The sequence below is a fragment of the Halomonas garicola genome (assembly GCF_031935715.1).
Lineage (GTDB): Bacteria > Pseudomonadota > Gammaproteobacteria > Pseudomonadales > Halomonadaceae > Vreelandella > Vreelandella garicola.
The window spans coordinates 1-26,022 of record NZ_JASSZF010000007.1; the positions used below are offsets into that span (position 1 = coordinate 1).

A 26,022-nucleotide genomic window follows, 5' to 3' on the forward strand; every position below is an offset into this window, starting at 1 on the left:
CGATTGAAACCGTATCGCGCCATTGCGACGCGCTACGATAAGCTCAAACGAAATTACGAAAGCATGGTGGCCTTGGCATGCGGCTTTTTATGGCTACCAATGTGAAACGTCAACAGGCCCTAGCCTGAAGGGTTTTTTAATCGTTACGTAGGTCACTTGCAAGGCGTCGCCAGTATCGGCGTTTCGGGACGCTGCCGTGTTTGCCGCTGCCGGAAGCGGGGCGCGGACGAGTGTGGTACCTTGTGGCCCTCTTCATTGCTGCATGAGTTAGTTGCGATATATGAATGTCAATCAGCGTATTCTGGAACGCCTGGCCGATGAGCTGGGCGTTCGCACTGCCCAGGTAGCCGCCACGGTAGGCCTGCTGGACGAGGGCGCGACGGTGCCCTTTATCGCCCGCTACCGCAAGGAAGTCACCGGCGCGCTGGACGATACTCAGCTGCGGCGCCTGGACGAGCGCCTGCGCTACCTGCGCGAGCTGGAAGAGCGCCGCGAGGCGGTGTTTGCCGCGATTGACGAGCAGGGCAAGCTGACGTCTGAACTTGCCGCCGACCTGAACGCCGCCGATACCAAGCAGCGTCTGGAAGACCTGTACCGCCCGTACAAGAAAAAGCGCCGCACCAAGGCCCAGATGGCTCGGGAGGCCGGCCTTGAGCCGCTCGCCGATGCGCTGCTTGCTGACCCCGGCTTCGATCCCGAGCAGGAAGCCAAGGCCTACCTGCGCCCAGCCGAGGGCGAGACGCCGGCGGTGGAAGACGCCAAGGCCGCACTCGACGGCGCCAAGCAGATCCTGATGGAGCGCTTTGCCGAAGACGCCGAGCTCATCGGCCGGCTGCGCGAACGGCTGTGGCAGGAAGGCGAGCTCTCCGCTCGGGTGCTTGGCGGTCAGGAGCGCGAGGGCGCCAAGTTTGCCGACTACTTTGAGCACGATGAGAAACTGGCCAAGGTGCCGTCTCACCGGGCGCTGGCGATGTTTCGCGGGCGCAACGAAGGCGTGCTGAGCCTAGCCATTCGCCTGCCCGGCGAAGACGAGGCGCCGATTCATCCGGCTCAGGTCATGATTGCCAAGCAGGTGGGTATCAGGCTGGCCTCGGCCGTTGAAGACCGCCGCGCCGGCGACAAGTGGCTCGCCGAAGTCGTGCGCTGGACCTGGCGGGTGAAACTCTACACTGCGCTTGAAACCGAGCTGCTGGGGCAGCTGCGCGAGCAGGCCGAGCTTACCGCCATCGAAGTATTCGCCGCCAACCTGCAGGATCTGCTGCTTGCCGCCCCCGCCGGGCCGAAGGTGACGCTGGCCATTGACCCGGGGCTGCGCACCGGCTGCAAGGTGGCGGTGGTGGACGCCACGGGGCAGTTTCTCGCCCACACCACGATTTACCCCCACGCGCCGCAAAACCGCTGGCGCGAATCCCTGGAAGAGCTGGCCCGCCTGGTCAAGCAGCACGGCGTGGCGCTGATCGCCGTGGGCAACGGTACCGCCAGCCGCGAGACCGACAAACTCGCCGGCGAGCTGGTCAAGGCGCTGTCAGCCTCGCAGCCGCTGAGCAAGGTAATGGTGTCCGAAGCCGGCGCCTCGGTGTATTCGGCCTCGGAATACGCCTCCCGGGAGCTTCCCGTCCTCGACGTCACCGTGCGCGGCGCGGTGTCCATCGCCCGTCGCCTCCAGGACCCGCTGGCCGAGCTGGTCAAGATCGAGCCCAAGTCCATCGGCGTGGGCCAGTATCAGCACGATGTCTCCCAGCTGCAGCTGTCCAAAAGCCTCGAGGCGGTAATCGAAGACTGCGTGAACGCCGTCGGCGTAGACCTCAACACCGCCTCGAGCGCCTTGCTTTCTCGGGTGGCGGGGCTGTCATCCACGCTTGCCGACAATATCGTCGCCGAGCGCAACCGGCGCGGCACCTTCAACAGCCGCCGGGCGCTGCTGGACGTCAACCGCCTGGGGCCCAAGACCTACGAGCAGTGCGCGGGGTTCTTGCGCGTGACCGGCGGCGACAACCCGCTGGACGCAAGCGCCGTGCATCCCGAGGCCTACCCGCTGGCGGAGCGCATTGCCCGCCAGAGCGGCCGCGAACTCAAGGGGCTGATCGGCGACAGCGCCACGCTCAAGGCGCTCAAGCCCGCCGACTTTGCCGACGAGCGCTTTGGCGTGCCCACGGTCACCGACATTCTTTCCGAGCTGGACAAGCCCGGCCGCGACCCGCGCCCCGAGTTCAAGGCCGCAGAGTTCCGCGAAGGCGTGGAAACCCTGAACGACCTTGAGCCGGGCATGGTGCTGGAAGGCACCGTCACCAACGTCACCCACTTCGGCGCCTTTGTGGATATCGGCGTGCATCAGGACGGCCTGGTGCATATCTCGGCGCTTTCCCACCGCTTTGTGGAAGACCCGCGCAGCGTGGTCAAGGCCGGCGATATCGTTCAGGTGAAGGTTATGAACGTGGACATTCCGCGCAAGCGTATCGGGCTATCCATGCGCCTTGATGACCAGCCGGAAGCGGACAAGGCGGATGCCGCCAGCAGCAATGCCGGAAGCGCAGCCGACGGCAAGGCCGGGGCCAACAAATCCCGCCGCCGATCGCGCGGCGGCAAGGCAGACAGCAAGGAAGCTGACGTCGGGGCGCTGGGCGCTGCGCTGCTGAAGGCCAGGGGCGGCAAGTAACACCGCTTGAATATCGTTAGCCAGGCATCATATCTTACGCGTAACCGTTTTTTGGCTGTACCCCGATGGTACAGCCTGACGCTTTTATGCAGGCTCGCGACGGCGAGCCGATGAACCAGGCATTCAGGCCCGCGACGGCGGGCCGCTTAACTGGGAGTGCACCCCTTGTCTGAACCACTCACCGTGTCGTCCACGCTTGGCCAACGCATCGAGAAGCTGCTGCCGGCGGCACGCGACGGGCGCCTTGGCCGCCTGCGCCGGGGCATCGAGAAAGAAGGGCTGCGCGTGGATGCGAGTGGCCATATTGCCCAGACGCCACACCCCAAGGCGCTGGGCTCGAAGCTGACTCACCCGCACATCACCACCGACTATTCCGAAGCGCTGCTGGAATACGTCACGCCGGTGCTCAGCGAGCCCCGGGAAGCGATGGCGTTTCTTTCTGATCTGCACGCTTACAGCTATCGTCACCTGGAGGGCGAGTGGATCTGGCCGGCGAGCATGCCGTCCAGGCTCTCGGGAAACGATAGCGTGCCCATCGCCGATTACGGCAGCTCCAACTCGGGCGTCATGAAGCGCGTGTATCGCAAGGGGCTCGACGTGCGCTACGGGCGCATCATGCAGGCCATTGCCGGGGTGCACTACAACGTCTCGCTGCCCGATGAGATGTGGCAGGCCCTGCGCGAAGTCGAAAGCGAGGACGATACGGCGTTCAACGACTACCGGTCGACGCGCTATTTCAGCCTGATCCGCAATTTTCGTCGTCACAGCTGGCTGCTGCTTTATCTGTTCGGCGCGTCGCCTGCCATCGACAAGAGCTTTCTCGACGGCAAGAAAGTGCCTACCAAGCTCGAGCCGCTGGGCGACGATACCTATATAGCGCCCTACGCCACGACGCTGCGCATGTCCGATCTGGGTTACCAGAATACGGTGCAGGAGCAGCTCAAGATCTGCTTCAATTCGCTGTCGAACTACGTCAACACGCTGCGCAACGCCATTTCCACGCCCTGGCCGGACTATCAGGCCAAGGGGGTGAAGGTGGACGGCGACTGGCGCCAGCTCAACGCCAATATCCTGCAGATCGAAAACGAGTACTACAGCGATATCCGCCCCAAGCGCGTGGCCCGGTCGGGGGAAACCCCGAGCCAGGCGCTGGAGGCCCAGGGCGTGGAGTACATCGAGGTACGCTGTCTGGATCTTGACCCCTTCGAGCCGCTAGGCGTGAGCGAACCCCAGATGCGCTTTCTGGACACCTTTCTCATGTGGTGCCTGCTCAGCGAAAGCCCGTGGATTTCGGATGAGGAGTGCGACCACCTGGACGACAACCGCCGGCTGGTGGTAGAGCGCGGCCGGGACCCGGCGCTGCGTCTGAACAAGGACGGCGGCGCCATCAGCCTGCGCGAATGGGGCGAGCAGATCGTCGCCGAGATGGAGCCGGTGGCAGGGCTTCTTGATGCCGACGAAGACGGTACGCCGCACCTGGACGCCGTCGCTGCGCTTGCCCCGCGGCTGCAGGATGCCGCGCTGACGCCTTCCGCCCGGCTGCTTGAGCGGCTGCGCGAGGGGGACGGCTCCTTCGCCGACGTGGTGATGTCGCTGGCCCGGGATCAGGCCGACATGCTGCGCCAGCAGCCGGCCACCACCACCCGGGAAGCCCTGATGGAACAGCAGGCGGTGACCTCGCGTCAGCAGCAGCGCGACATGGACGCCGCCGACGAGCCGTGCTTTGATCGCTTTCTGGAAGATTACTTTGCCCAGGCGCGCGAGTCCCACGCGGTAACGCCGCTGAGCCTGGGAGCCGCCCGGTGAGGCCGGCGTGGGGGTGGCTGCCCCTGGCCGGCGTGGCGTTCTGCGCGTTGATGATGGCGGTGGCCCTGGGGCTTGAGCATATCGGCGGACTCGAACCCTGCCCGCTGTGCGTTTTCCAGCGCGTGGGCGTCATCGCCGCCGGGCTTACGCTGGCCGTGGCGGCGGGGCATAACCCTGGCGGTCGCATCGGTCGCAGCGTTTACGCCGTGCTGGGGCTCGTTGCCGTGGCCGGCGGGGCGTTCGTTGCCGGGCGCCACGTCTGGCTGCAGTCGTTGCCCGCAGACCAGGTGCCCAGCTGCGGCCCGGGGCTTGACTACATGATCGACGTGCTGCCCATGCAGGAAGTGATCGCCACGGTGCTTTCCGGCTCCGGCGAGTGCGCCGACGTTGACGCAGCGCTGCTGGGCGTTTCGCTCCCGGCCTGGACCCTGGTCGGTTTTATCGTGCTGGCGGCGTTTCCGCTTGCCATGCTGTGGCGCGCCGCCAAGCGTTGAAAGGCCCGGCGGGCGGCGGCAATTGACACCCGCGCGGGGAAAAGCGACTCTCTGGCTGACAGGCTGTCTGGTCTGCTCAGGGTCAAGCGGCCTTCGGCAGGTTGCCGCCGCTGCTGGAAAGGAGATTCGCCATGCTGGATCACTGCAACGATGCCCTGGAGCGCAGGGGCGGTGTGCACGACGTCATCGACCGCTGGCTAGTGCAGCGCAGGGCGCTGCTGGAGAGCCTCATCGTGCTTCAGGAGAGCTGCGATGCCGAGCTTTCCAAGGTCGACAAGGCGCATTTGGACACGTTCAGCGAGCGCCTGATGGACTACATCAGCGCCGGGCACTTCAGCGTTTATCCGCAGCTCGCCAAGGAGGCCCGCGCCTTTGACGACCACGCAGCGCTGGCGCTTGCCGGCAAGCTGCTCGAACGCCTGGAAATGTCGACCGAGCTGACCCTGGCGTTCGACGACGACTATTCAAGTCCGGTGCGCTGCCGGCAGAACCTGGGGCGCCTGCCGGCCTGGCTTGACCGCCTGGCCCGGGGGCTTGCCGAGCGCTTTGCTCTGGAAGATCAGCTGATCGCGCGGCTGCACGCGGTCAACCTCCCCGGCGACGGCGCTCGCCCAGCACCAGCATACAGGGCGTAAGCAAAAGCGTAAGGCCGGTGGCGAAGGTCAGCCCGCCGGCAATGGCGCTGGACATCTGCCCCCACCACTGGGTCGAGGGCGCGTTGAAACCCAGCGCCGGCGCCATCAGGTTGACGTTGATCCCCAGCACCATGGGCATCAGCCCCAGCACCGTGGTGATTGCGGTGAGCAGCACCGGACGCAGTCGCAGGGAGCCCGCTTCCAGCGCCGCCGCCGTCGGCGCCATCGGCTCGTTTGCCGTTTCGCCTCCCCGGCGCAGCTCGTTGTAGGTGTCGATCAGCACGATGTTGTTGTTCACCACGATGCCCGCCAGCGCAATGATCCCCATGCCCACCATGACCACGCCAAACGCCTGGCCGGTGACCAAAAGCCCCAGCAGCACCCCGGCGGTGGAAAACACAATCGCCGAGAGGACCAGCACAGCCTGATAGAAGCTGTTGAACTGGGTGACCAGAATCAGCGTCATCAGGCCGATGGCGACGGCGAAGGCGCTGAACAGAAACTGCGATGCTTCCTGCTGGTCTTCCTGCTGGCCGGCGACGTTGACCCGCGCGCCGTCGGGCAGCGTGCCTTCCAAGGTATTGAATAGCGCCTCCAGGCGCTCGGCGGACTGGGCCTCGGGCGCCAGGTCGGCCTTGACGGTGATCGCCCGCCGGCCGTCGATGCGGCTAAGCGTGCCTACCCGGGGCGACGGCGTGATATCGACAAAGTGGGTAATCGGCACCTGCCCGCGGGGGGTGTTGATGGTGAGACGTTCGAGCTGGTCAAGCGAGCGCCAGCCTTCGGGCATCCGCACGCGGATATCTACTTCGTCGTTGGCGGTGGGCGGACGGTATTCGGCAACTTTCAGCCCGTTGGTCAAAAGCTGCACGGCGCTGCCCACGGTGGTGACGTCGGCGCCCAGCCGGGCGGCGGCCTCGCGGTCGACCTTAATGCGCCACTCCACGCCCGGCAGGCTGCGGTTGTCTTCGATGTCGATAAAGCCACCCAGGTCGTGCATGGCGCGCTTGAGCTGATCCACGGCCTGGTTGGCCTTGTCGGGCTCGGCGGCGCTGACTTCAAGCACCACGGGCTTGCCGCTGGTGGGGCCCATTTCCTGCTCCTGGGTTTCCAGCACGATGCCGGGCAGCGAGGCGGTGCGCTCGAGCATATCGTCAAGGATGGCCCGGGCCGGGCGGCGCTTGTACCAGTCGATGAACTGAAACTGCAGCACGCCGATGACGTCGTTGCCCATCTGCTCGTTGGGCACGGCAAAGGAGCGGGCGTAAAGCGCTTCTACCTCGCCCATGCCGCCCAGGCGCTGCTCAACCCGTTTGACGATGGCGTCGGTTTCTTCGGCCGAGAAGTCGCCCCGGGCGCGTACCAGGACCTGGGCGCTGTCGGGCTCGACGCTGGGGAAGAAGTCCACCCCGTAGTTGAAGCGCGCATAGCCGCTGTAGGCCACGCCCATCAGCAGCACGGCCAGCAGCACCACCCAGCCCGGGTGGCCGAGCAGCCGTGCCAGCAGCTTCCGGTAGCCGCGACCAAAGGCGGTGGCGCCGGCGGGGGTGGCGTCGGCTGAGGCGACGCTGCGGCGGGTGAAGACGCTGCCCAGGGTCGGCAGAAAGACCAGCGCCATGGCAAGGGACGCCAGCAGGCACAGCACCACTGTGGCCGGCAGGTATTTCATGAACTGACCGACCACGCCGGGCCAGAACAACAGCGGCAGAAACACCACCAGAGTAGTGGCGGTGGAGGCGATGACCGGCCAGCTCATGCGCGTGGCGGCGGCAAGCCAGGCCTCGCGCGGGGCCATGCCTTCGCGCAGGTGGCGATCGGCCAGCTCGCTGACCACGATGGCGCCGTCTACCAGCATGCCGGCGACCAGGATCAGGGCAAACAGCACGACGATGTTGAGCGTGAAACCCAGCGCCCAGATCAGCATGATGCCGGTGAGAAACGCCCCGGGGATGGTCAGCCCCACCAGCAGCGAGGTGCGCCAGCCCATGGCCGCCACGACCACGATGAGCACCAGCACCACGGCGGTGAGCACGTTGTTCAGAAGCTCGCCGAGCATGTCTTCCACGGTGGTCGACTGATCGAGGATGGTGGTCAGGCTCAGCGCGTCGGGAAACTCCTCGCTGGCCGTGTCCATCAGCTCGTCCACCGCGCTGATGGTGGCGATAATGTTGGCCCCGGCGCGCTTGGAGATTTCCAGCACCACGGCGGGCTTGCCGGCAATTCGGGCAAAGCCGTCGGGGTCCTTGAAGGTGGGATGTATCCAGGCGACGTCGCCGAAGGTGACCACGCGGTCCTCTTCTACTTTGATCGGCATGTTCATGACGTCGTCGAGGTTTTCGATGATGCCGGGGACCTTGAGCGGCGTGCGCCCGGCGCCGGTATCGAGGCTGCCGGCGGCGACCAGGCGGTTGTTGTTGCGCACCCGGTTGAGCAGGGTGTCAAAGTCCAGCCGGTAGCTCGACAGCACCAGCGGGTCGACGACGATCTCCAGCAGGTCGTCGCGCTCGCCGGCGATCTCGACTTCCAGCACGTCGGCGATGCCTTCGATTTCATCCTTGAGCTGCCGGGCCACGGCGACGCGCTCGCGCAGATCCAGTTCGCCGGAAAGCCCCAGGGTAAGCACCGGAAACTCCGAGACGTTGACTTCGTTGACCCGGGGTTCATCGGCTTCATCGGGTAGGTCGCTGCGGGCGATGTCGACTTTTTCGCGGACGTCGGAAAGCGCAGTGTCGGCGTCAAAGCCGGCGTCGAACTCAAGCGTCACCGAGGCGTGGCCCTCGCTTGCCTGAGCGGTGAACTTGTGGAGCCCTTCGATGCCGCGCAGCTCCTGTTCCATGGGGCGAATGAGCAGCCGCTCGCCGTCTTCGGGGCTGACGCCGTCGAGGGTCATCGACACGTAAATGATGGGAATCGTGACGTCGGGGTTGGCTTCCTTGGGAATGACCTGCCAGGCGGCGATCCCGGCAAGCAGAAGCCCCACCAGCAGCATCAGGGTGGTGCGCGAATAGGTCATCGCGGCGTTGATCAGCTGGCGCATCAGCGTTCACCCTGATTGGCGCCGTCCGCCGGCACGGTCTTGACCGGGTCGTCGGGCTCGACCAGCCCGGCGCCCAGGGTAATCAGCCGGGTGGGGTCGGGCAGGCCGGCCACGTAGGCACGGTCGGTGTCGGCGCTGATCAGCTCGACGGCGGACTGCCTGACGCAGTCGTCGTCGCCGACGTGGCGCACGCTGAGCTCGCCGCTATCGTTCAGGCGCAAAAGCGCCGGGGACAGCGTATGCACCCGGCGCGTGGGCAGCTCGACGCTGAGCTCGGCGCTGGCGCCGGCCAGCCCGCGGTGCTCGGGGTTGGCAAGGGTCGCTTCCATGTAGAAACTGCGGGTGTCGTCCTCGGCGCGGCTGGCCACGTGAGTGAGCGTGCCTTCCAGGGCGTTGCCGTTAAGCAGCCGGGCAGTCACGCGCTGGCCTTCTTCGAGCGGGCCCACGTCCTGCTGGGAGACCCAGCCGATGCCTTTCAGCGTGTCGTCCGCGATCAGCCGCCCCCATTCTTCACCGGGCTGCACCAGCTCGCCCAGGTCCACGCTGATGCGATCGAGCCGGCCGGCAAAGGGGGCCTGGGGGCGGGTGTCTGCCTGCTGCTTTTCCAGCCGCGCGACCTCGGCGATGCCCTGGCTGAGCGCGGCGCGCCGGCGCAGCAGCTCGGACTTGGCAATCAGCTCCCGGCGGCGCAGCTTTTCTGCACCGGCAAGCTCCGCGCGGGCCAGCTCGACGTTGTCCCGGGCCTCCTTGAGGCGCTCGGGCAGGGCGTCGTTATCCAACACCAGCAATGTGTCGCCCTGGCTGACGCGCTCGCCCTGCTTGACCGGCTTATCTTGGACAAAGCCCTCGACGCTTGCCCGCAGCGCGACGTCGCGGGCGGCTTCAAGCTCGCCCTGCACCACCTGGACGGGCGTGTAGTCCATGCTCTCTATCTGTTGGATTTCAACGCGCGTGGGGGCGGGTTCGGAAATGGTGTCGGCGGGGGCATCGCGGCGAAAGGCGTTGAAATCCCCCAGCGCCAGCCACAGCGCCAGAGCGAGCAGGAGCAGGCTTGCCAATAGGTAGGAAAAAGGGAGTCGTGAAAATCGCTGTTGCCGCATGGGCGTTGTGTCTCTCGCTCGGATCATGGTGACGGCCGTTTGTTCGGTCGCCACAGGAAGCGCTTTAGCCTGCCCGATAGCGGGGCTCCGGCGCAACTCTGTACGGCCAAGGTCTGGCCCTTGACTGATTGTTTTTTGCCTTGGCGACGCCTAACATCAAAGCAGGGCGTCGCAGCGTTTGGCGTGGCGCACCCCAGGCGAAACAAACAAGGAGTCATGATGAAAGATCCCGTACGTATTGCGATTACCGGCGGTGCAGGGCAAATCAGCTACTCGCTTATTTTCCGCATTGCCGCAGGCGACATGCTGGGGCCGGATCAGCCCGTCATACTTCAGCTGCTGGAGATCCCCCAGGCCATGGAAGCGCTTAACGGCGTGGTGATGGAGATCAACGACTGTGCCTTCCCGCTGGTTCGCGATATCGTCGCCACGGACGATCCCGAAGTCGCCTTCAAGGACATCGACTATGGCATGCTGGTCGGTTCCAAACCGCGCGGCCCGGGCATGGAGCGCAAGGACCTGCTGGAAGCCAACGCGGCGATCTTCTCCGTCCAGGGCAAGGCCCTCAACGACTATGCCAGTCGCGACGTCAAGGTGCTGGTGGTGGGTAACCCGGCCAACACCAACGCGCTGATTGCGTCGTGCAACGCGCCGGATCTCGACGCCGGCCAGTTTACCGCTATGACCCGCCTTGATCACAACCGCGCCATGACCCAGCTGGCCCAGCAGACCGGCAAGCACGTCAACGACGTGGAAAGCCTGATCGTCTGGGGTAACCACAGCGCGACCCAGTACCCGGATATTTCCCAGTGTCGGGTTGAGGGCAAGCCGGCCCTGGAGCTGGTCGAGCGCGACTGGTACGAAAACGACTTCATCCCCACCGTGCAGCAGCGCGGCGCGGCGATCATCAAGGCCCGCGGCGCCTCATCGGCCGCCTCGGCGGCGGCGGCGGCCATTGACCACATGCACGATTGGGCGCTGGGCAGCGACGGCATCGTCAGCATGTCGATTCCCGCCGACGGCAGCTACGGTATCGAGGAAGGCATCATCTATTCCTACCCGGTGCGCTGCAAGGGTGGGAGCTATGAAATCGTCCAGGGCTTCGAAATCGACGCCTTCAGCCGGGAAAAAATGCAGGCTACCGAAAATGAGCTGCGCGAAGAGCGCGCGGCGGTAGAGCACCTGCTGGGCTGATTGGCCGGCTTTGCCGCGGATGGCCTCGCCGGGTTCTCCCCCGTCGGGGCGGTAAGAATGAGGCAGCAAAAAGCAGGCAATATGAAAATGGAAAAATGACGTGTACAGATCGCGCTTTGTTGTCTAGCTTGAAAAGTGCGCAGCGGCAGAATGACCTGCCGCACCGAACTAGCGCCCTTTATGCTTTACACTCGGGCGCTACTCAAGGAGGTACCGTATGACACTTCGCAACGTCTCCCTCTCGATGATGCTGGCACTGGGTCTCGCCGGCACCGCAGGCACGGCAATGGCAGCTGACGGGCCGTCCCTCAAGGCGGACCCCCAGTCGCCGGGCAATGAAGTGACCGTCAGCGTAACGGCTGATGAGAAAGGCTTCGTGGTTATCCACGACAGTAACGAGGAAGGCAAGCCCGTCGCTCCGGCGTCCATCGGCCATGCCGCCATTGACGGCCAGGATGAAGTGACCGTCGAAGTGGACCGCGAGCTTGAGTCCGGTGATAAAGTGTTTGCCATGCTGCATGAGGATACCGGTGAAGAAGGCAAGTACGAGTTCGGCGAAGGCTCTACCGACGTGGATCCGCCCATGATGGCTGACGGTGAGCCCGTGGTTATCCCCGTCGACGTCGAGTAATTTTCCGGCGTTTGTCACCGCCGTATGCAGGTTTAGGTAGACAAAACGGTGTAAACGCAGCGTAACGCAATGGCTCCGGTCCGCCGGGGCCATTTTTTTGTACCCTGCCTTTGGCCGCCCCGAGACGCCGATCCCCCGTGCAACTTTGGTCGTGAAACGCGGCGTTTTGCGCTGTGGCATGGCATCATGCGCCGCGGTAAGCGGCAGCGGGGCAGACCCGGTTGCCGTCGCGACGTGTCTGCTGAAGGAGAACCCATGTTTGACGAGGATTTGGCCAATGAGCGCTGCCGCTGGCCCCGCTGGCGCGACAGGCTGCGCACCGCCGAGGAAGCCGCGGCGCTGATCGAGGACGGCATGACCGTGGGAATGAGCGGCTTTACCCGGGCCGGCGAAGCCAAGGCCGTGCCCCGGGCGCTGGCCGAGCGGGCCGGTCGCGAGCCGCTTTCCATCACGCTGATGACCGGCGCATCGCTTGGCAACGACCTGGACAAGCTGCTGACCGAGGCCAACGCGCTTTCCCGGCGTATGCCGTTTCAGGTGGACGCCACCCTGCGCCGGGCGATCAACGACGGCCGGGTCATGTTCATGGACCAGCATCTGTCCGAGACGGTGGAGCTTCTGCGCAATCGCCAGCTGGCGGAAATGGACGTGGCGGTGATTGAGGCCTGCGCGATCACCGAAGACGGGCATATCGTGCCGACGACGTCGGTAGGTAACTCGGCAAGCTATGTCGAACAGGCCCGGCAGCTCGTGATCGAGCTCAACCTCGACGCGCCCGCAGCCCTTGAAGGGCTGCACGACATCTATATTCCGCAGATGCGCCCCACGCGCCCGCCAATTCCCGTAGTGGCGCCGGACACGCGCATTGGCACGTCGTACATTCCCGTGAATGCCGACAAGGTCGCCGCCATTGTTATTACCGGCGGCAAGGACAGTCCTTCAACGGTGCTGCCGCCGGATGCCGATACCCAGCGCATTGCCGACCACCTGATCGGGTTTTTTGCCGACGAGGTAAAAATTGGCCGCCTGACGCCGTCGCTGCTGCCGCTGCAGGCGGGCATCGGTAATATGGCCAACGCCGTGATGAGCGGTTTTGCCGAAGGACCTTTCGAACACCTGACGATGTATTCCGAAGTGCTCCAGGACTCGACCTTTGACCTGCTCGACAGCGGCAAGCTGGACTTTGCCTCGGGCTGCTCTATCACGCTGTCGGAGGAGTGCGGCGAGCGGGTGTGGAACGATATCGAACGCTACCGCGACCGCCTGGTGCTGCGCCCCCAGGAGCTGTCCAACCATCCCGGCATTATCCGCCGGCTGGGCATTATCGCCATCAACACAGCGCTCGAGATGGATATCTACGGCAACGTCAACTCCACTCACGTGGGCGGCACCAGGATGATGAACGGCATCGGCGGCTCCGGAGACTTCGCCCGTAACGCCCAGCTGTCGGTGTTTATCACCAAATCGCTTGCCAAGGGTGGCGATATTTCCAGCATCGTGCCCTTTGTCAGCCACGTCGACCATACCGAGCACGACGTGGATATCCTCGCCACCGAGCACGGCCTCGCCGACCTGCGCGGGCTGGCCCCGCGGGAGTGCGCGGTGCAGGTCATCGAACGCTGCGTCGATCCTTCCTACCGCCCGGCGCTGCGCCGCTACTTTGCCGATGCCTGCAAGCGCGGCGGACACACCCCGCACTGCCTGGAGCAAGCGCTTGGCTGGCATATAGCCATGGAAGAAGAGGGCCACATGCGCCGTTTTCGCAGCGAAGAAACCGCCGACGCCGCTTCCTGAACGGAGCGTCAACAGCGCAAACTCAGCGGCGCGGCGGCCGCTGCGGGTTGGCGGTAGGCCTTGACGGCGTGGCAGTAGCGTCGGGGCGGGTGGCGATGAAGATCGCCACGCCGGTGAAGAAAAGCGCCAGCGCAACCAACAGCCAGAGAGAGGCGCCGCCCAGCCAGAGCGTAACGAAGCTGAAGGCTAACAGAGCATAGGCGGTGAGCTTGGCCCGGGGTGGGATAGCCCGCTGTTCGCGCCAGGCATAGAGGTAGGGGCCAAAGCGCGGGTGGTACAGTAGCCAGTTGACAAGCCGCGGCGAGCCTTTGGTGGCGGCCCACAGCGCCAGCAGCAGAAACGGCGTAGTGGGCAGCAGCGGCAGCACGATACCGGCGGCGCCGAGGCCAATACAAAGGTAGGCCAGTGCGCTCCAGGCTAGAGGGGCAAAACGCATGTCGAGCCTCCTTTGAGCGGTCAGCCGTGCTACATGGCGGCAAGCCAGGAAAGCGCGCTGTGCTGGTTGGCGGCTCCCAGAATGTAGGCAAACACCACCACGGCGGCAACGGCAAACAGCGCCCGGCTAGCCGGCGTAGCGCCGCGCTTGATCGCCACGGTACCGAGCAGGATATAGGTCACCAGCGCCACGATCTTCGCTGTAAGCCACCCCGGCAGCGGCCAGAAGTTGAGCAGCACGGCAAGCGCCACGCCAAACGCCAGCAGCGCGGTGTCGATGACATGCGGCGCAATTTTGACCCAGCGTGCCTTGAGCACGCTGTTTTCGTTGACCGACCAGAACGCCCGCAGCACAAAGAAGATAATGCTCAGATAGGCTGCGGTAACGTGCAGGTGCTTAAGGGCGGAGTAACTTTCCATGGGGGCGTTCCTGTTGTCAGTGTGTTCCGGCGCTAGCCGGCCTTGCCGTCCGGCCGCGGGCTCGCCAAGGGGACCACATAATAAAGGAGAAAGGCCACATAGCTGATGCACCACGCGATAATGGTCAGGCTATAAACCCAGTGGCTGGTTTGCGGATACAGCCATAGCCACGCTGAGCGCATCAGCGCTGCGAAGACCATCAGTCCCAGGGCGATGCCGATACCCGGCAGGGTGCGGATGATACGGCCGGTATGCCCAAGCGATACCCGAGACATCATCGACAGCATCATGGTGCCCATGCCGCCGATGGCAAGCGCGTGCAGCGCCGTTTCGATCCGTTGGCCGCCGGCGTGCTCGATGGCCCACATGAAAAGCCCCAGCGGAATGAAGGCGTAGCTGGCGTGCAGCCCCCACAGCAGCGGCTCGCGCAGGATCCCGACGTGATACCAGCGCGACAGCCGCCAGGCGTTGGCCGTCGCCGCTACCAGCAGCGCCGGCACCAGCAGCGCGTGAGCCAGCCCCAGCCCCGCAGCGGAGAGTATCTGCAGTACCAGCACGGCGACAATGCCGCCCAGACTGGCCGCTTCCAGCGGGCGCAGCCGGGAGGCCTGTTCGACCCCGAGCTTGCGCGAGGTAAAGAACGGAATCACCCGCCCGCCGAGCAGCGTCATAACCAAAACGATCAGCAGCATGGCAGAGTGGCTGGCTTCGCGAACCAGCGCGCCGTCGCCCTGCTGCGCGCCCAGGTGCATGGCGCCGTTGGCGCAGGCAAGCGCTACCAGCAGTGGCACAAACGCCAGGTTGCGCCACATGCGCACGGCAATCACCCGCCGGGCCATGGCTATCGCCGCACAGGGCAGAAACGCTACGTCCACTGCCAACAGCAGCGCCGGCGGCAGCGAGGCGCCGTAGGCTAAAAGCACGCGCGCGCCAAGCCACAGCGCGGCAAGCCCGAGAAGCGGCCAGCCGGCAAGGCCCGGCCGGCCGGTCCAGTTCTGCACCGCGGTGAGCAAAAACCCGACGATGATGGCGCTGCCAAAGCCGAACAGCATTTCGTGAGGGTGCCACCAGAACATGCCGCCGTAAGGCGACAGCCAGAGGTTGCCGTGCCAGAAAGCCAGCCAGGCGAGCAGGGCCAGCACGCTGAACACGGCACCGAGCAGGAAAAAGGGGCGAAACGCCAGGCGCATGAGCGGCAGGCGGCGAAGTAAGGTGGTTTCCTTCATGGACGATTCCTGACGGTTTTACTGGGGAATGCGTCTCAGCATACGAAAAACGCATTCGAAATGCATGATCTGCGTCAATGTGCTGCAGCGCCTAGCCAGAGCTATGCGATGACAGGTAGCGGGCAGCATGCGCCCACTTACTTACCTGTCATGGCGAGCGAAGCGTGGCCATCTCGGGGTTTCTTTACCGTGCCACCGCAGCCACGAGATCGCCACGTCGCTGCGCTCCTCGCGACGACAGTAGTGGGAAGCGTGCACCTATTTTTCCTGTGTCATAGCGAGCGAAGCGAAGCTATCTCGGTTTTTCTCGCTAACGGCACAGCACGAGATCGCCACGTCGCTACGCGACTCGCGACGACAGTAGAGGGAAATGTGCCCCACAGCCGCGGGATTGCCACGTCGCTGCGCACTGTTTAAGGAGCGCTGGAGCGCATGCGGCGACGCAGCAGAGGACCGACCACATAGGGCAGTACCAAGCCAATAGCGGCAAGCGCCCAGAGGCTGATGGCAAGCCCGCTGTTCCACAGGATCGTCCAGTCGCCGTCGGCAATGTCCAGCGCGTGGCGCAGGTTCTTTTCCATTTCCGGCCCCAGCAGCAGGCCGAGGATAACCGGTACCAGCGGTATTTCCAGCTTGCGCAATACGTAGCCCGCGGCGCCGAAGGCCACCATGAAATAAAGATCAAAGGTGGTGTTGCTGATCGAGTAAATGCCCACAAAGGCCACCATGGTGACCACCGGCAGCAGATACATCGGCGGCACCGAAAGCAGCTTGACGAAAATCCCCACCAGCGGAATATTCAGCAGCAGCAGCAAAAAGTTGCCGATCAGCAGCGCGGCGATCACGCCCCAGACGATGTCGGCGTTTTGCGTGAACATCAGCGGCCCGGGGGTAATATTCAGGGAAATCAGCAGCGCCAGCAGCACGGCCGTGGTGCCGCTTCCGGGAACGCCAAGGGTCAGCATGGGCACCAACGCCCCGCTCGAGGCGCCGTTGTTGCCGGCCTCGGGGCCGGCTACGCCGCGCGGATCGCCCTCACCGAAGTAGCCCTTTTTGCCCACGATCTTCTTTTCCAGGGTGTAGCCGATAAAGCTGCCCAGCGAAGCGCCGGCGCCGGGCAGCACGCCGGCGATAAAGCCGAGCGCGCCGCCCCGCAGGCTGGAAGGAATAATCGCTTTGATATCGGCAAAGGACAGCGACAGCTTGTTGACCGCCATTTTGGGAGCGCCGCCGCTGGCGCGCGCCTCGATAAAGAACAACAGCTCCGAAATGGCAAAGAGGCCGACAATGGCAATGATGAAGTCAACGCCTTCGTAAAGCTCCAGCACGCCGAAAGTGAAGCGCTGAACGCCGGTGTTATCAATGCCCATCGTCGCGATCATCAGGCCGATACAGGCCGCGACAATGGTTTTGACCGGGTTTTTGCCGGTAATGCCGCCAAGGGTGGCAAATGCGAGCAGGAATAGCGCAAAGTATTCCGCCGGGCCAAAGGTCAGAGCAAACCTGGCGAGCAGCGGCGCCAGCAGGATCAGCCCGATCGTGGCCACCAGGCTGCCGATGAACGAAGCCACCGCCGACACGGCCAGGGCTTCGGCGGCCTTGCCCTTTTGTGCCATGGGGTAGCCGTCCAGGCAGGTCATCATGGCGGGCTCGTCGCCGGGAATATTCAGCAGAATGGACGAAATGCGTCCGCCGTACATGGCCCCGGCGTAAACCGACGTCAACATGATCAGCGCGGTTTCGGGCGGCAGCCCCAGCGAAAAGGCCAGGGGAATCAAAATGGCCACGCCGTTGGCCGGGCCCAACCCGGGAAGGGCGCCGATCAGGGTGCCGAGAAAGGCGCCCAGCAGAGCAAACATCAGGTTGTGCGGCGCAAGCGCCACGCCGAAGCCGTCAATGAGAAAGCCGAGGGTTTCCATTAGCCTATCTCCAAAAAGCTTAACAGACCCAGCGGCAGGGCCAGATCCAGCACAAAGTTGAACAGCAAAAACACCACGACGCCGGAAACAAGGCCGGTCAGGTAGGCGCGAAGGGGTCTTGAGCCCATGCGCCAGCACAGCGTGCCCACGGCAAGGGTGGTGCTGATGATGAAGCCAAGCGGTGCCAGCAGCATGGCGTAGAGGATCAGTACCGCCACGGCAATGATCAGCTCGATGCCGGTACGGCTCAGCGGCCAGGCGTTATCCGGATCCGGGCGCACCACCAGATAAAGGCTGGACAGGCCCAGAAGGCCTGCCAGCAATAGCGGGAAGGTTTCGGGGCCAACCGACCCCGAACCGCCGAAAGGCACCGGAAGTTGGGTGGCGCCCCAGCCGTAAGCCACGGCCAGGACGATGAGCAAAATGCCAAAGACGCGGTCGTTCAGGCGCATCACTGGGTCAGCCCGATTTCCCGGGAAAGCTGTTCGATCTCGTCGATCTGATCGTGGACAAAGCTTTCAAATTCGCCGGCGCTCATGTGAAACGGCATCAGGCCGTTTTGCGTCATGACGTCTTGCCATTCCTCGCTTGAGTAGATGGTGTCCATGGCGTCGACCCAGTAGGACTTGGCATCGGCGGAAATATCAGCCGGCATGTAAAAGCCGCGCCAGTTGGGCCCCAGCGCATCGATGCCCTGCTCGCGCGCGGTGGGAATATCGCTGAACTCGCCGGGCAGGCGCTCTTCCGCGAGCACCGCTAGTACGCGCAGGTCGCCGGACTCCATAAAGCCCTGAGCTTCGGAAATATCGCCGGTGAAGGCATCGACGTGGCCGCCGACTACCTGGGTCATGGCTTCGCCGCCGTTGTTGTACGACAGGTAGGAGATGCGCGGCAGCGCCTCGACGTCAGCTGCCCTGGCGGCAATCAATACCTTGAGATGGTCCCAGCCACCTTTGGCGCTGCCGCCGGCAAACTTGACGCTGCGCGGGTCTTCCTTGAGGGCGTCCATCAGCGCGGGCAGGTCGTCGTACTCGGAGTCCGCGGCGACGGCAATGACCCCATAATCAGCGCCCAGCGCACCAATCCAGTTCACCATGTCGGCATCCATGCCCGGGAACTGCCCCTGGGCCAGCCGCGTGGTGGTCGCCGTGGAGGCGGCAACCAGCGTTTGCTCGTCGCCTTCGCGCTTGCTCACGGTATGGGCGTAGGCCACGCCGCCGCCGGCGCCGGCCATGTTGATGGTCTGCACGCTGCGCGGCACCAGCTCCAGGGTTTCCATGACGTTGCCCACGCTGCGGCAGGTAAAGTCCCAGCCGCCGCCGGGGTCGGCGGGCGCAATGCATTCCACCTTGCCTTCGGGCTCAAAAGCCAACACGCCGGTGCTGCCAAGCGCGAGCATGGCGGTGGCGATCAGCGTTAGCGGCGCCTTGCCGAATCGGGCGGCGGACGTCTTGTTCATCAAGGGGTGACGCATTGTTTTATTGAGCATGATCTGTCCTCACGGGCTACGTTGTGTTGTTGGTTTACCAAGGGGTTGCAGAACCCGGCAGGCTGCCTTACAGTTCTGTAAGGTAGAATTACCGTTCCTTAGAGTAGAAACTTAGGCAGAGTAAAAGGCACGGTCAACGTTGTGCCGTGCGATTGCGACTAAAGTTTGATCAGGGCAGCGTTAATGCTGAGGGTGCTGGGTTCATGGCTAACAACAGAGTAGAGGCCGTAGAGCGCGCCTTGACGGTGCTGGAAGCGTTCGATACGGCGACAGAAAGCTTCAGCCTGGCAGATCTCGCTCGCCACACCGGCTTTTATAAAAGCACGCTGCTGCGCCTGCTGGGGTCGCTGGCTCGCTTTGACTACGTGCGTCGTACCGAGGACGGTACCTGGCAGCTGGGAGATACGCCCGGGCGTCTGGCGCGGCGATACGCCGGCAGTCAGGGGCTGCTGGCGCGCGCGGAGCCTTATCTGGAGCAGCTAGCGGCCGAGCTTGAAGAAACCGCGGCGCTGCTTGAGCGCACGCCGGAAGGCGTCAAGTGCCTGCTGGCCGCGCTGCCGTCCCAGGCGCTGCGGCACAACCTGCAGGCGGGAATGGGCTGGGCCTTCGCGATGCCGGACGATCCGCGCCCCTCGATCCCGGGAGGCGAGATGCTCACGGTCGCGCTTCCGGGGCCGCCGCCGCTGCGCTGGCTGGCGGTCTCCGGGCCTGCGGAGCGGATCCCGAAGGCGCGGGCGTTAGCGCTTTTGCAAAAGGCGGCTGCCGCGCTGGGGGAGCAGGAAGCTGACGGCGGTGGGCCGTCATCCGCCTGACGTTTTCAAGGACGCCCTGTCATGCATATTGTACTGATTGAAGACGATACAATGCTGGCGCAAACCCTGAGCGAGCTGTTTGCCAGCGAAGGCTATCGTCTGACGCACCTGGCTCACGGCGATCGGGCCATGGCGTTGCTCGCCCCGAGCGATGCCGCCGAACCCGCCCACGGGGCGGACCTTGTCGTGCTGGATCTGAATTTGCCCGGCCCAGGCGGCCTTGAGGTGCTCGAGGCACTGCGCAAGCACGATACCGAAACGCCGGTATTGATACTGACGGCGCGCGGCGGAGTGGAAGACCGCGTGCACGGGCTCGACCTGGGCGCGGATGACTATCTGGCCAAGCCTTTCGCCCTGAGCGAGCTTGAAGCCCGGGTACGCGCCCTGCTGCGCCGGCGCGGGCGCGGCGGCGTGATCGCCTTTGGACCGCTCGAGCTGGATACCGCCACGCTGTCCTTTCGCTGCCACCGCCGGGAGCTTTCGCTGCCACCCCGTGAGCAGCGTTTGCTCGCCTGTCTGCTGCAGCATGCCGGGCAGCCGGTCGACAAGGCGCACCTGGTGGCAGAGGCGTTCGGTGCCGACAGCGTCGGCGATAACGCCATCGAAGTGTATATTCATCGCCTGCGTAAACGCCTGCCGGCGCCGCTTGTGCTGCGCACCGTGCGCGGGCTTGGCTACGCGCTGGAAATCGGCGAATGACGCCGGCGAAAAGCCTTTACGGCCGGCTTTTGGTTTGGCTTTCGCTGCCGCTGATCGCGCTGGGAAGCCTGCTGTTTACCCAGGCCTGGCGGGATGCCCAGGCCGCGGCGGATCGCGCTTTTGACCGTTTGCTGCAGGCCGCGACGCTGAGTATAGCCGAACAGGTGCAGTGGCAGGATGACCGGCTGTGGCTGGATTTGCCGCCGACCGCGCTGCAAATGCTCTCGGGGAAGCGCCAGGAGCGCGTTTTCTACACCCTGGTGGACGGCCAGGGGCGCTATATTACCGGCAATGCGCGCCTGCCCGCCCATCCCGGTGAGGACTCGCCGGAGGCGGATACGCTGCTCTATCAGAATACCCGGTGGCGCGGCATGGCCGTGCGCGAAGGCATACGCCGAACGCGGTTGGACGGCTGGCGCGACCGCAAGCGCTTTGCCGTTCGCGTGGCGCATACCCGGGAAGGGCGCACACGGCTCGCCAGCGACCTGTGGTGGAGCAGTCTCGCCACAATCCTCGGCATGGGCCTGCTGTCGATGGCCATGCTGCTGCTTGCCGTGCGCGCCGCGCTCGCCCCACTGACTCGGCTGCGCTACGCCATTCGTGCGCGCCATCCGCGCTCGCTGTCGCCGCTCGCGCTGACCTTGCCGCGGGAGCTGGCCGAGTTGCGCGAAGTGATCAACCAGCTGCTGGCACGAATGCGCCGCGTACGTGCGAATCAGGAACGCTTCATCGGCGATGCCTCGCATCAGCTGCGCACGCCGCTGGCGGGCATTGCCGCCCGCGCCGAGCTGGCGCTGCGCCAGACATCGCCGGGGCAGTGGCATGACGCGCTGGTTGCCATTCATGCGTCCAGCGAACGGACCGGGCGGTTGGCGACTCAGCTATTATCCCTGACGCGGCTGGAAAACCCCGAGTACGAGCCGGCGCCCGAGCGCATCGATCTTAATCGCTATGTGCGCCGGGCCCTGCACGAGCACTGGCCGGCGTTTCGCCAGGCGAAAATTGACCTGGGCGCGGACTGCGCCGAGACGCCGGTGATGGTGGACGCAACGCCGTGGCAGCTGGAGGAAGCCCTGAATAACCTGCTGGATAACGCTGGGCGCTACGGCGCCGATCGCGTCACTTTGGGCGCCGCCCCGGCGCCGCCCCGGCGCCGCCCCGGCGCCGCCGCGCCTGTGGGTGGAAGATAACGGCGCGGGTATCGCGGCGGCAGAGCGGCGGGTGGTGCTCCGGCCTTTTCATCGCGTCCACGACGATGGCGACGGCTCGGGGCTGGGGCTTGCCATCGTCGACAGCATCGCGCGAAACCACGGCGCCCGGCTGGCGCTGAGCGACGGAGAAGGGGGGATTGGCCTGTGCGTAACGCTCACCTTTACCGACCCGGCGGAGTAACGCTGCGAGCAATCTGCCGGCTTCTGGTGCTGCTCTTGCTGGCGGTGGCCTGGGGCAATAGCTCTGCCGCTTCGGGGCAGGCGAGCGGGGAGCGGACGGCCGCAGAGACCCTGCATCTGCCGGCCGCCGAGCCGGCAGAGGCCTCGTCGTCGCTCATCGTTCACGCGGCGCTGGATATGCCCCAGGCCCGGCCGCTGCTCAAGGCGTTTCATCGGCGCTACCCGCAAATTGAGGTTCGCTATCGCAACATGACGACGCTGGGCCTGTACGAGCGCTTCCTGGAGGATCCGGGCGGCGCCGACGTGGTGATTTCCTCGGCGATGCCCTGGCAGTTTTCGCTGGCCAACGACGGCTATGCCCAGTCGCCGGAGGCGGGCCTGCTGGCGCACTGGCCTGACTGGGCGCACTGGCGCCGGGAGCTGGTGGCCTTTACCTTTGAACCCATCGTGATGGTGTATCACCCCAAGTTAATGGAGCTGGCCGATCCGCCGGCGAACCATGCCCAGCTGCTTGCTTTGTTACACAAGCAGAAAAGCGCCCTGCAGGGGCGCGTGGCCACCTATGACCCGGCCAAAAGCGGCGCGGGCTACGGCTATGCGGTGGAAGAGTCGCGGCTTTCCCCGCGCTATTGGGAGCTGGTGGCGGGACTTGGCAGCGTGAACGCCGAGCTTAACACCACCACCGCACAAACCCTGCGGGGGCTTGCCGAGGGCCGCTACTGGCTGGGCTATAACCTCCTGGGTAGCTATGCCCGAGCCTTCGTTGACGAGCACTCTGAGCTTGAGCTGGTGATTCCCGACGACTATGCCCTGGTCGTGCAGCGGCTCGCCTTTATGGCGAAGCAGGCGCCGCACCCGGAGGCTGCCCGGCTTTTCATGGGCTTTCTGGTCAGCAAGGAAGGCCAGCAGGTCATCGCCACGGAGACGACGCTGGGGGCCATTCATCCCGAGGTGAGGGGCAGCGGCAGCGCCGCTAAGCTGCGTACCGAGATGGGCGCTGCCGTGCGTCCGGTAGAGCTTAATCCGCAGCTGCTGGCCGCGCTTGACCGGCTCAAGCGGCGTGCTTTGCTCACCCGCTGGCGGCGCGAGTTTCACCGGGAAAGCGAGGCGGAGGCCGCGGAATAACGGCCGCGATAGCCCCGAATAAGGCCGAGGACTATATGTCCACAGGAGCCGGGGACAGGTCAAAGAGGGGGTTCTACGCCATGGATGGCGTAGGTAGCGTCCAGGGAAGGATTTATAGCGCCCCCTCGCTGACCTGTTGACGGCTCAACTGCTTGATTGAGGCTAGCTGAAATAGCCCCAAATAAAGCCGAGGTCTTTTTCCCTGCCTGACGTCCTTGCTTTACACTGGCGACTTGCCTGTCTACCGGATTTAACGCCCCATGCTGGAATTTCTTCAAGGTTTCTCCTACGGGCTATTTCTTTCCTGTCTGCCCTGGTTGGTCATCGGCCTGGTGAGCCCGCGCCGCGCTCTGGGCACCCTGCGGCCCACGCGCTTGCAGGCGGTTGGCCGCTACGGCCTCGCCGTGCCCTTTGTGGCCGGGCTTTTGTGGCTGACCTCGCTGTGGGGCGGTTTTGGGCCGTCCCTGGGCGGCTGGCTGGCGGGGCTTGCCGCGGTGGCCGTCGCGGTTCCGCTGGAGCGCCGTTGGCGAGGCTGGCGGCAAAAGCGCCGGCAGCGGCGCGCGGACGTCCGGCGCGAGCGTAAAAGCGCCGCCCACCGGGCCGAGCAGGCCCGCCAGGCGCGGGAAAGCGGCGAAGAAATTCTTGACCCGGAGCACCCTCCGGCCGATGCGGACGACGTTACCCTGGCGCTCTGCGATGCCAAAAAGCGTCTGCTGGCGGCCCGGCAGCCGGCGCTTGCCGGGCAGGCGGACCGCCTTTACGGCCGCTATCGCAAGGCGATGGCGGTGCTGCTGGAGCGCTTCGAGGCAGGAGAGCTGGCCTTCGAGCGCGCTCGCTCGCTGGTTGCCGAGGTGTGTTTCGGCGCGGTGGACAACCTGACCGCTATGGCGTCCCGGGCCAGCGGCGTAGCGGGCGTGGACGCCGACGCCGTACGCCGCCGGCTGGCCGGAGAAGGCGAGCGGCTGAGCCAGGCAGAGCGGCTGGCCCTGGAGCGCCGCCTGGCGCTGGTGGAAGATACCCGCCGGCAGCTCCGTGAGCTTGGCGGGCGCAACGAAACCGCATTGACCGCGCTGGATAACATGGCGGTGGCCATGGCCCGGGTGGATACGCGCCGCCCCCAGGCGTCCGTCAGCGCGGACCAGGCGCTGGACGACCTGCAGCGCTTCGTCGCCGGGGCAGATCGCTATAGCCGTCATTCCTGAACTTGCTGGCCTGCCCGTAGTCGTTGAGTATTCCCCTTTTGTAAAAAGGATGCCCGATTTATGTCAACGTCGCAGGATCCACGTCATCAAGCGCTATACCTGCCGCCGGCGGAGGACGTTGCCGCCGAGCTGGAGCGCCCGTCTTTTGCCTCATCCGAGAGCGTCGCCTCGTCTGCCAGGGAGCGTCTGGCCGAGCAGGCGAAGCGCTTTGCGGACGCCTTGCTGGCTCAGGAGCACGAGCGCCAGTCCCGGCGACGCCACGTGGACGAGCTGGGCAGCGACGTCCAGCGCCAGGCCGCCTACCAGAGCGAACTGCTCAAGACGCCCATGCGTACGCTTGCCGAGCAGGGCGAGGAAGGCGGGCCGGTGACCCAGGCGCTGACCGGGCTGCGCAGCCGTATGCGCGAGCTTGACCCCCAGCGCCACCGGCTGTCTCGGCGGGGGATCGACCGCGTGCTGAAGTTCATCCCCGGTATGAGCACCGGCCTGGAGCGCTATTTTCACAAGTACGAAAGTGCCCAGCAGGCGCTGGACGCGATCATCCACGAGCTGGAGTCGGGAAAGGATCGGCTGGGCCGCGATAATCTCACCCTGGCGGACGACCAGCAGGCGCTGGAAGACGCCGCGGAAAAGCTCCAGGAGCAGATCGAGCTGGGCCAGCTGATCGATCAGCGCCTGGTGCACAGCGCCGAAGCGCTGCCGGCGGAAGACCCCGAGCGGCGCTTTATCGAAGAGGAGCTGCTGTTTCCGCTGCGCCAGCGCGTCGTCGATCTCCAGCAGCAGCTGGCGGTCAGCCAGCAGGGCGTGCTGGCGCTGGAGGTGCTCATCCGCAACAACCGCGAGCTGATGCGCGGGGTGGACAGGGCGATCAACGTCACCGTATCGGCGCTGAGCGTTGCCGTGACCGTAGCGCTGGGGCTTGCTAACCAGCGGCTGGTACTGGACAAGGTCGAGGCGCTCAACGCCACCACTTCGGACATGATCGCCGGCACTGCTCAGTCGCTGCGCCGCCAGGGCGCGGATATCCAGGCTCGCGCCGGGTCGGCGATGCTCGACATGGAGAAGCTCGAGCAGTCCTTTGACGACGTCATGGCGGCCATCGATGAGGTCTCCCGCTATCGCCGGGAAGCGCTGCCCCAGCTGGCGGAACAGGTCAGCCGTCTGGACGCGCTTTCCCGCCGGGGCGGTGACGCCATCGAGCGGATGCAGCGCGGCCGCGACGAGTCCTCACCTCGGTGAAGCGGGTACTCGTTTGCCTGGTGCTGATCGCCGTCGGCGTTGCCCTCGACAAGGGCCTCTGGGAGATCCCCAGGGAGTGGAACCCGTTGGCGCCGCTGCGCATTCAGGACCCGGTGACGCCGGTGACCGGCTGGAAGATCAAACGGCTCAGGGAGGATCGCGAGGGCTGCCTGGCAGCGCTGGAGAGCTTTCCCGATAAGGCGCTCGACTATCGGGCGCTCGAGGATTACGCGCCGGTTGCCAACTGCCCACTCACCAATGTCGTGCGCCTGAACGCCAGCGGCGTGTCGTTCAACCGCGGCTTTGTCGCCAGCTGCCCGCTGGCGCTTGGCTGGCTGATGTTTGAACATCACGTGCTGCAGCCGGCCGCCAGAGAGCACCTGGGCAGCCCGGTGCGGCGCGTTGAGCACTACGGCAGCTTTGCCTGCCGCAACATCTACGGGCGCCAGAACGCCCGACGCAGCGCCCATGCCACGGCGGACGCGTTGGACGTGGCGGCGTTTACCCTGGAAGACGGCCGCAGAGCCAGCGTGCTTGCCGACTGGCGGAACGAGGGCGAACGCGGCCGGTTTCTCCGGGAGCTTCACCGCGGCGCGTGCCGCCACTTTGCCACGGTGCTGGGGCCGGACTATAACGCCGCCCACGCCAATCATTTTCATTTGGCCATGGGCGGGTTCGGCACGTGCCGCTAGGCACGACCGGCAACGCCGCGTTGGCT

The 26,022-nt window shown here is 65.1% G+C and carries 23 protein-coding genes and 1 pseudogene; 16 read left to right on the plus strand and 8 right to left on the minus strand.

Annotated elements, in window-relative coordinates:
• The 5 genes and pseudogenes from RS027_RS04160 to rsd all read left to right on the plus strand — a co-directional run.
• A pseudogene (locus RS027_RS04160) lies at positions 1 to 105 on the plus strand (IS5/IS1182 family transposase); the annotation flags it as partial.
• A gap of 175 nt (positions 106 to 280) precedes the next feature.
• Complete coding sequence (locus tag RS027_RS04165; protein ID WP_311954667.1) at positions 281 to 2,656, plus strand: Tex family protein; 2,376 nt, start codon at positions 281 to 283, stop codon at positions 2,654 to 2,656.
• 165 nt (positions 2,657 to 2,821) lie between these two features.
• Positions 2,822 to 4,462 (plus strand): glutamate--cysteine ligase, encoded by a 1,641-nt coding sequence (gene gshA, locus RS027_RS04170; RefSeq protein WP_311954670.1) that lies wholly within the window; start codon positions 2,822 to 2,824, stop codon positions 4,460 to 4,462.
• The gene (locus RS027_RS04175; RefSeq protein ID WP_311954673.1) at positions 4,459 to 4,956 is read left to right on the plus strand and encodes a disulfide bond formation protein B; all 498 of its coding nucleotides are present in this window, start codon (positions 4,459 to 4,461) and stop codon (positions 4,954 to 4,956) included. The genes gshA and RS027_RS04175 overlap by 4 nt, the downstream gene beginning before the upstream one ends.
• A gap of 131 nt (positions 4,957 to 5,087) precedes the next feature.
• Positions 5,088 to 5,591, plus strand: coding sequence for a sigma D regulator (gene rsd / locus RS027_RS04180; RefSeq protein WP_311954677.1), 504 nt, complete (start codon positions 5,088 to 5,090; stop codon positions 5,589 to 5,591).
• Here rsd and RS027_RS04185 read toward each other — a convergent pair.
• Together RS027_RS04185 and RS027_RS04190 are read right to left on the minus strand one after the other, a co-directional pair.
• Positions 5,542 to 8,628 (minus strand): efflux RND transporter permease subunit, encoded by a 3,087-nt coding sequence (locus tag RS027_RS04185; RefSeq protein ID WP_311954680.1) that lies wholly within the window; start codon positions 8,626 to 8,628, stop codon positions 5,542 to 5,544. The genes rsd and RS027_RS04185 overlap by 50 nt on opposite strands.
• Entirely contained in the window at positions 8,628 to 9,728 is a 1,101-nt protein-coding gene (locus RS027_RS04190; RefSeq protein ID WP_311954683.1) for an efflux RND transporter periplasmic adaptor subunit, read from the minus strand. The genes RS027_RS04185 and RS027_RS04190 overlap by 1 nt, the downstream gene beginning before the upstream one ends.
• A 219-nt stretch (positions 9,729 to 9,947) precedes the next feature.
• Here RS027_RS04190 and RS027_RS04195 point away from each other — a divergent pair, with 219 nt between their 5' ends.
• The 3 genes from RS027_RS04195 to scpC all read left to right on the plus strand — a co-directional run bounded on the left by RS027_RS04195 (position 9,948) and on the right by scpC (position 13,347).
• Positions 9,948 to 10,922: a malate dehydrogenase gene (locus RS027_RS04195; protein WP_311954686.1), complete on the plus strand. Its 975-nt coding sequence runs from the start codon at positions 9,948 to 9,950 to the stop codon at positions 10,920 to 10,922.
• A 217-nt stretch (positions 10,923 to 11,139) separates the two neighbouring features.
• Positions 11,140 to 11,553, plus strand: coding sequence for a DUF7282 domain-containing protein (locus RS027_RS04200; protein ID WP_311954689.1), 414 nt, complete (start codon positions 11,140 to 11,142; stop codon positions 11,551 to 11,553).
• Positions 11,554 to 11,808: 255 nt separating this feature from the next.
• Complete coding sequence (scpC, locus tag RS027_RS04205) at positions 11,809 to 13,347, plus strand: succinyl-CoA:acetate CoA-transferase ScpC (protein WP_311954692.1); 1,539 nt, start codon at positions 11,809 to 11,811, stop codon at positions 13,345 to 13,347.
• A 22-nt stretch (positions 13,348 to 13,369) separates the two neighbouring features.
• Here the strand turns inward: scpC and RS027_RS04210 are convergent, their stop codons facing one another.
• From RS027_RS04210 to RS027_RS04235, 6 genes are all read right to left on the minus strand, one after another.
• On the minus strand, positions 13,370 to 13,783 hold the full coding sequence (locus RS027_RS04210) for a YbaN family protein (RefSeq protein WP_311954695.1): 414 nt from the start codon (positions 13,781 to 13,783) through the stop codon (positions 13,370 to 13,372).
• A gap of 29 nt (positions 13,784 to 13,812) precedes the next feature.
• Positions 13,813 to 14,202 (minus strand): SirB2 family protein, encoded by a 390-nt coding sequence (locus tag RS027_RS04215; protein ID WP_311954697.1) that lies wholly within the window; start codon positions 14,200 to 14,202, stop codon positions 13,813 to 13,815.
• 32 nt (positions 14,203 to 14,234) lie between these two features.
• Positions 14,235 to 15,428 carry an NnrS family protein gene (locus tag RS027_RS04220; protein WP_311954698.1) on the minus strand — a complete coding sequence of 398 codons (1,194 nt, stop codon included), beginning with the start codon at positions 15,426 to 15,428 and terminating at the stop codon, positions 14,235 to 14,237.
• A gap of 413 nt (positions 15,429 to 15,841) precedes the next feature.
• Positions 15,842 to 17,347 carry a tripartite tricarboxylate transporter permease gene (locus RS027_RS04225; RefSeq protein ID WP_311954699.1) on the minus strand — a complete coding sequence of 502 codons (1,506 nt, stop codon included), beginning with the start codon at positions 17,345 to 17,347 and terminating at the stop codon, positions 15,842 to 15,844.
• Positions 17,347 to 17,799: a tripartite tricarboxylate transporter TctB family protein gene (locus tag RS027_RS04230; RefSeq protein WP_311954700.1), complete on the minus strand. Its 453-nt coding sequence runs from the start codon at positions 17,797 to 17,799 to the stop codon at positions 17,347 to 17,349. Before RS027_RS04230 ends, RS027_RS04225 begins: the two co-directional genes overlap by 1 nt.
• Positions 17,799 to 18,836 (minus strand): Bug family tripartite tricarboxylate transporter substrate binding protein, encoded by a 1,038-nt coding sequence (locus RS027_RS04235; protein WP_311954701.1) that lies wholly within the window; start codon positions 18,834 to 18,836, stop codon positions 17,799 to 17,801. The genes RS027_RS04230 and RS027_RS04235 overlap by 1 nt, the downstream gene beginning before the upstream one ends.
• 203 nt (positions 18,837 to 19,039) lie before the next feature.
• On the opposite strand from RS027_RS04235, the gene RS027_RS04240 reads away from it, so the two are divergent.
• The 8 genes from RS027_RS04240 (at position 19,040) to RS027_RS04275 (ending at position 25,996) form a co-directional block, all read left to right on the plus strand.
• Positions 19,040 to 19,648, plus strand: coding sequence for a helix-turn-helix domain-containing protein (locus tag RS027_RS04240; RefSeq protein WP_311954702.1), 609 nt, complete (start codon positions 19,040 to 19,042; stop codon positions 19,646 to 19,648).
• A 21-nt stretch (positions 19,649 to 19,669) separates the two neighbouring features.
• Positions 19,670 to 20,347 carry a response regulator transcription factor gene (locus RS027_RS04245; RefSeq protein ID WP_311954703.1) on the plus strand — a complete coding sequence of 226 codons (678 nt, stop codon included), beginning with the start codon at positions 19,670 to 19,672 and terminating at the stop codon, positions 20,345 to 20,347.
• A complete protein-coding gene (locus tag RS027_RS04250; RefSeq protein ID WP_311954704.1) occupies positions 20,344 to 21,537 on the plus strand; it encodes a sensor histidine kinase in 1,194 nt (397 codons plus the stop codon). The genes RS027_RS04245 and RS027_RS04250 overlap by 4 nt, the downstream gene beginning before the upstream one ends.
• The gene (locus tag RS027_RS04255) at positions 21,527 to 21,739 is read left to right on the plus strand and encodes a sensor histidine kinase (RefSeq protein WP_311954705.1); all 213 of its coding nucleotides are present in this window, start codon (positions 21,527 to 21,529) and stop codon (positions 21,737 to 21,739) included. Before RS027_RS04250 ends, RS027_RS04255 begins: the two co-directional genes overlap by 11 nt.
• Positions 21,703 to 22,863 (plus strand): ABC transporter substrate-binding protein, encoded by a 1,161-nt coding sequence (locus RS027_RS04260; RefSeq protein ID WP_311954706.1) that lies wholly within the window; start codon positions 21,703 to 21,705, stop codon positions 22,861 to 22,863. Before RS027_RS04255 ends, RS027_RS04260 begins: the two co-directional genes overlap by 37 nt.
• Positions 22,864 to 23,123: 260 nt before the next feature.
• Positions 23,124 to 24,065, plus strand: a complete 942-nt coding sequence (locus tag RS027_RS04265) for a cobyrinic acid a,c-diamide synthase (protein WP_311954707.1) — start codon at positions 23,124 to 23,126, stop codon at positions 24,063 to 24,065.
• A 60-nt stretch (positions 24,066 to 24,125) separates the two neighbouring features.
• Positions 24,126 to 25,304 (plus strand): toxic anion resistance protein, encoded by a 1,179-nt coding sequence (locus RS027_RS04270; RefSeq protein ID WP_311954708.1) that lies wholly within the window; start codon positions 24,126 to 24,128, stop codon positions 25,302 to 25,304.
• On the plus strand, positions 25,301 to 25,996 hold the full coding sequence (locus tag RS027_RS04275) for an extensin-like domain-containing protein (RefSeq protein ID WP_311954709.1): 696 nt from the start codon (positions 25,301 to 25,303) through the stop codon (positions 25,994 to 25,996). The genes RS027_RS04270 and RS027_RS04275 overlap by 4 nt, the downstream gene beginning before the upstream one ends.
• Positions 25,997 to 26,022 lie beyond the last annotated feature (26 nt).

Bases quoted from the DNA above. Each gene is read 5' to 3' on its own strand.
- RS027_RS04165 (WP_311954667.1), top strand. From the start codon at position 281: ATGAATGTCAATCAGCGTATTCTGGAACGCCTGGCCGATGAGCTGGGC.
- rsd (WP_311954677.1), top strand. From the start codon at position 5,088: ATGCTGGATCACTGCAACGATGCCCTGGAGCGCAGGGGCGGTGTGCAC.
- RS027_RS04185 (WP_311954680.1), bottom strand. From the start codon at position 8,628: ATGCGCCAGCTGATCAACGCCGCGATGACCTATTCGCGCACCACCCTG.
- RS027_RS04190 (WP_311954683.1), bottom strand. From the start codon at position 9,728: ATGCGGCAACAGCGATTTTCACGACTCCCTTTTTCCTACCTATTGGCA.
- RS027_RS04195 (WP_311954686.1), top strand. From the start codon at position 9,948: ATGAAAGATCCCGTACGTATTGCGATTACCGGCGGTGCAGGGCAAATC.
- RS027_RS04200 (WP_311954689.1), top strand. From the start codon at position 11,140: ATGACACTTCGCAACGTCTCCCTCTCGATGATGCTGGCACTGGGTCTC.
- scpC (WP_311954692.1), top strand. From the start codon at position 11,809: ATGTTTGACGAGGATTTGGCCAATGAGCGCTGCCGCTGGCCCCGCTGG.
- RS027_RS04210 (WP_311954695.1), bottom strand. From the start codon at position 13,783: ATGCGTTTTGCCCCTCTAGCCTGGAGCGCACTGGCCTACCTTTGTATT.
- RS027_RS04215 (WP_311954697.1), bottom strand. From the start codon at position 14,202: ATGGAAAGTTACTCCGCCCTTAAGCACCTGCACGTTACCGCAGCCTAT.
- RS027_RS04220 (WP_311954698.1), bottom strand. From the start codon at position 15,428: ATGAAGGAAACCACCTTACTTCGCCGCCTGCCGCTCATGCGCCTGGCG.
- RS027_RS04225 (WP_311954699.1), bottom strand. From the start codon at position 17,347: ATGGAAACCCTCGGCTTTCTCATTGACGGCTTCGGCGTGGCGCTTGCG.
- RS027_RS04230 (WP_311954700.1), bottom strand. From the start codon at position 17,799: ATGCGCCTGAACGACCGCGTCTTTGGCATTTTGCTCATCGTCCTGGCC.
- RS027_RS04235 (WP_311954701.1), bottom strand. From the start codon at position 18,836: ATGCTCAATAAAACAATGCGTCACCCCTTGATGAACAAGACGTCCGCC.
- RS027_RS04240 (WP_311954702.1), top strand. From the start codon at position 19,040: ATGGCTAACAACAGAGTAGAGGCCGTAGAGCGCGCCTTGACGGTGCTG.
- RS027_RS04245 (WP_311954703.1), top strand. From the start codon at position 19,670: ATGCATATTGTACTGATTGAAGACGATACAATGCTGGCGCAAACCCTG.
- RS027_RS04250 (WP_311954704.1), top strand. From the start codon at position 20,344: ATGACGCCGGCGAAAAGCCTTTACGGCCGGCTTTTGGTTTGGCTTTCG.
- RS027_RS04265 (WP_311954707.1), top strand. From the start codon at position 23,124: ATGCTGGAATTTCTTCAAGGTTTCTCCTACGGGCTATTTCTTTCCTGT.
- RS027_RS04270 (WP_311954708.1), top strand. From the start codon at position 24,126: ATGTCAACGTCGCAGGATCCACGTCATCAAGCGCTATACCTGCCGCCG.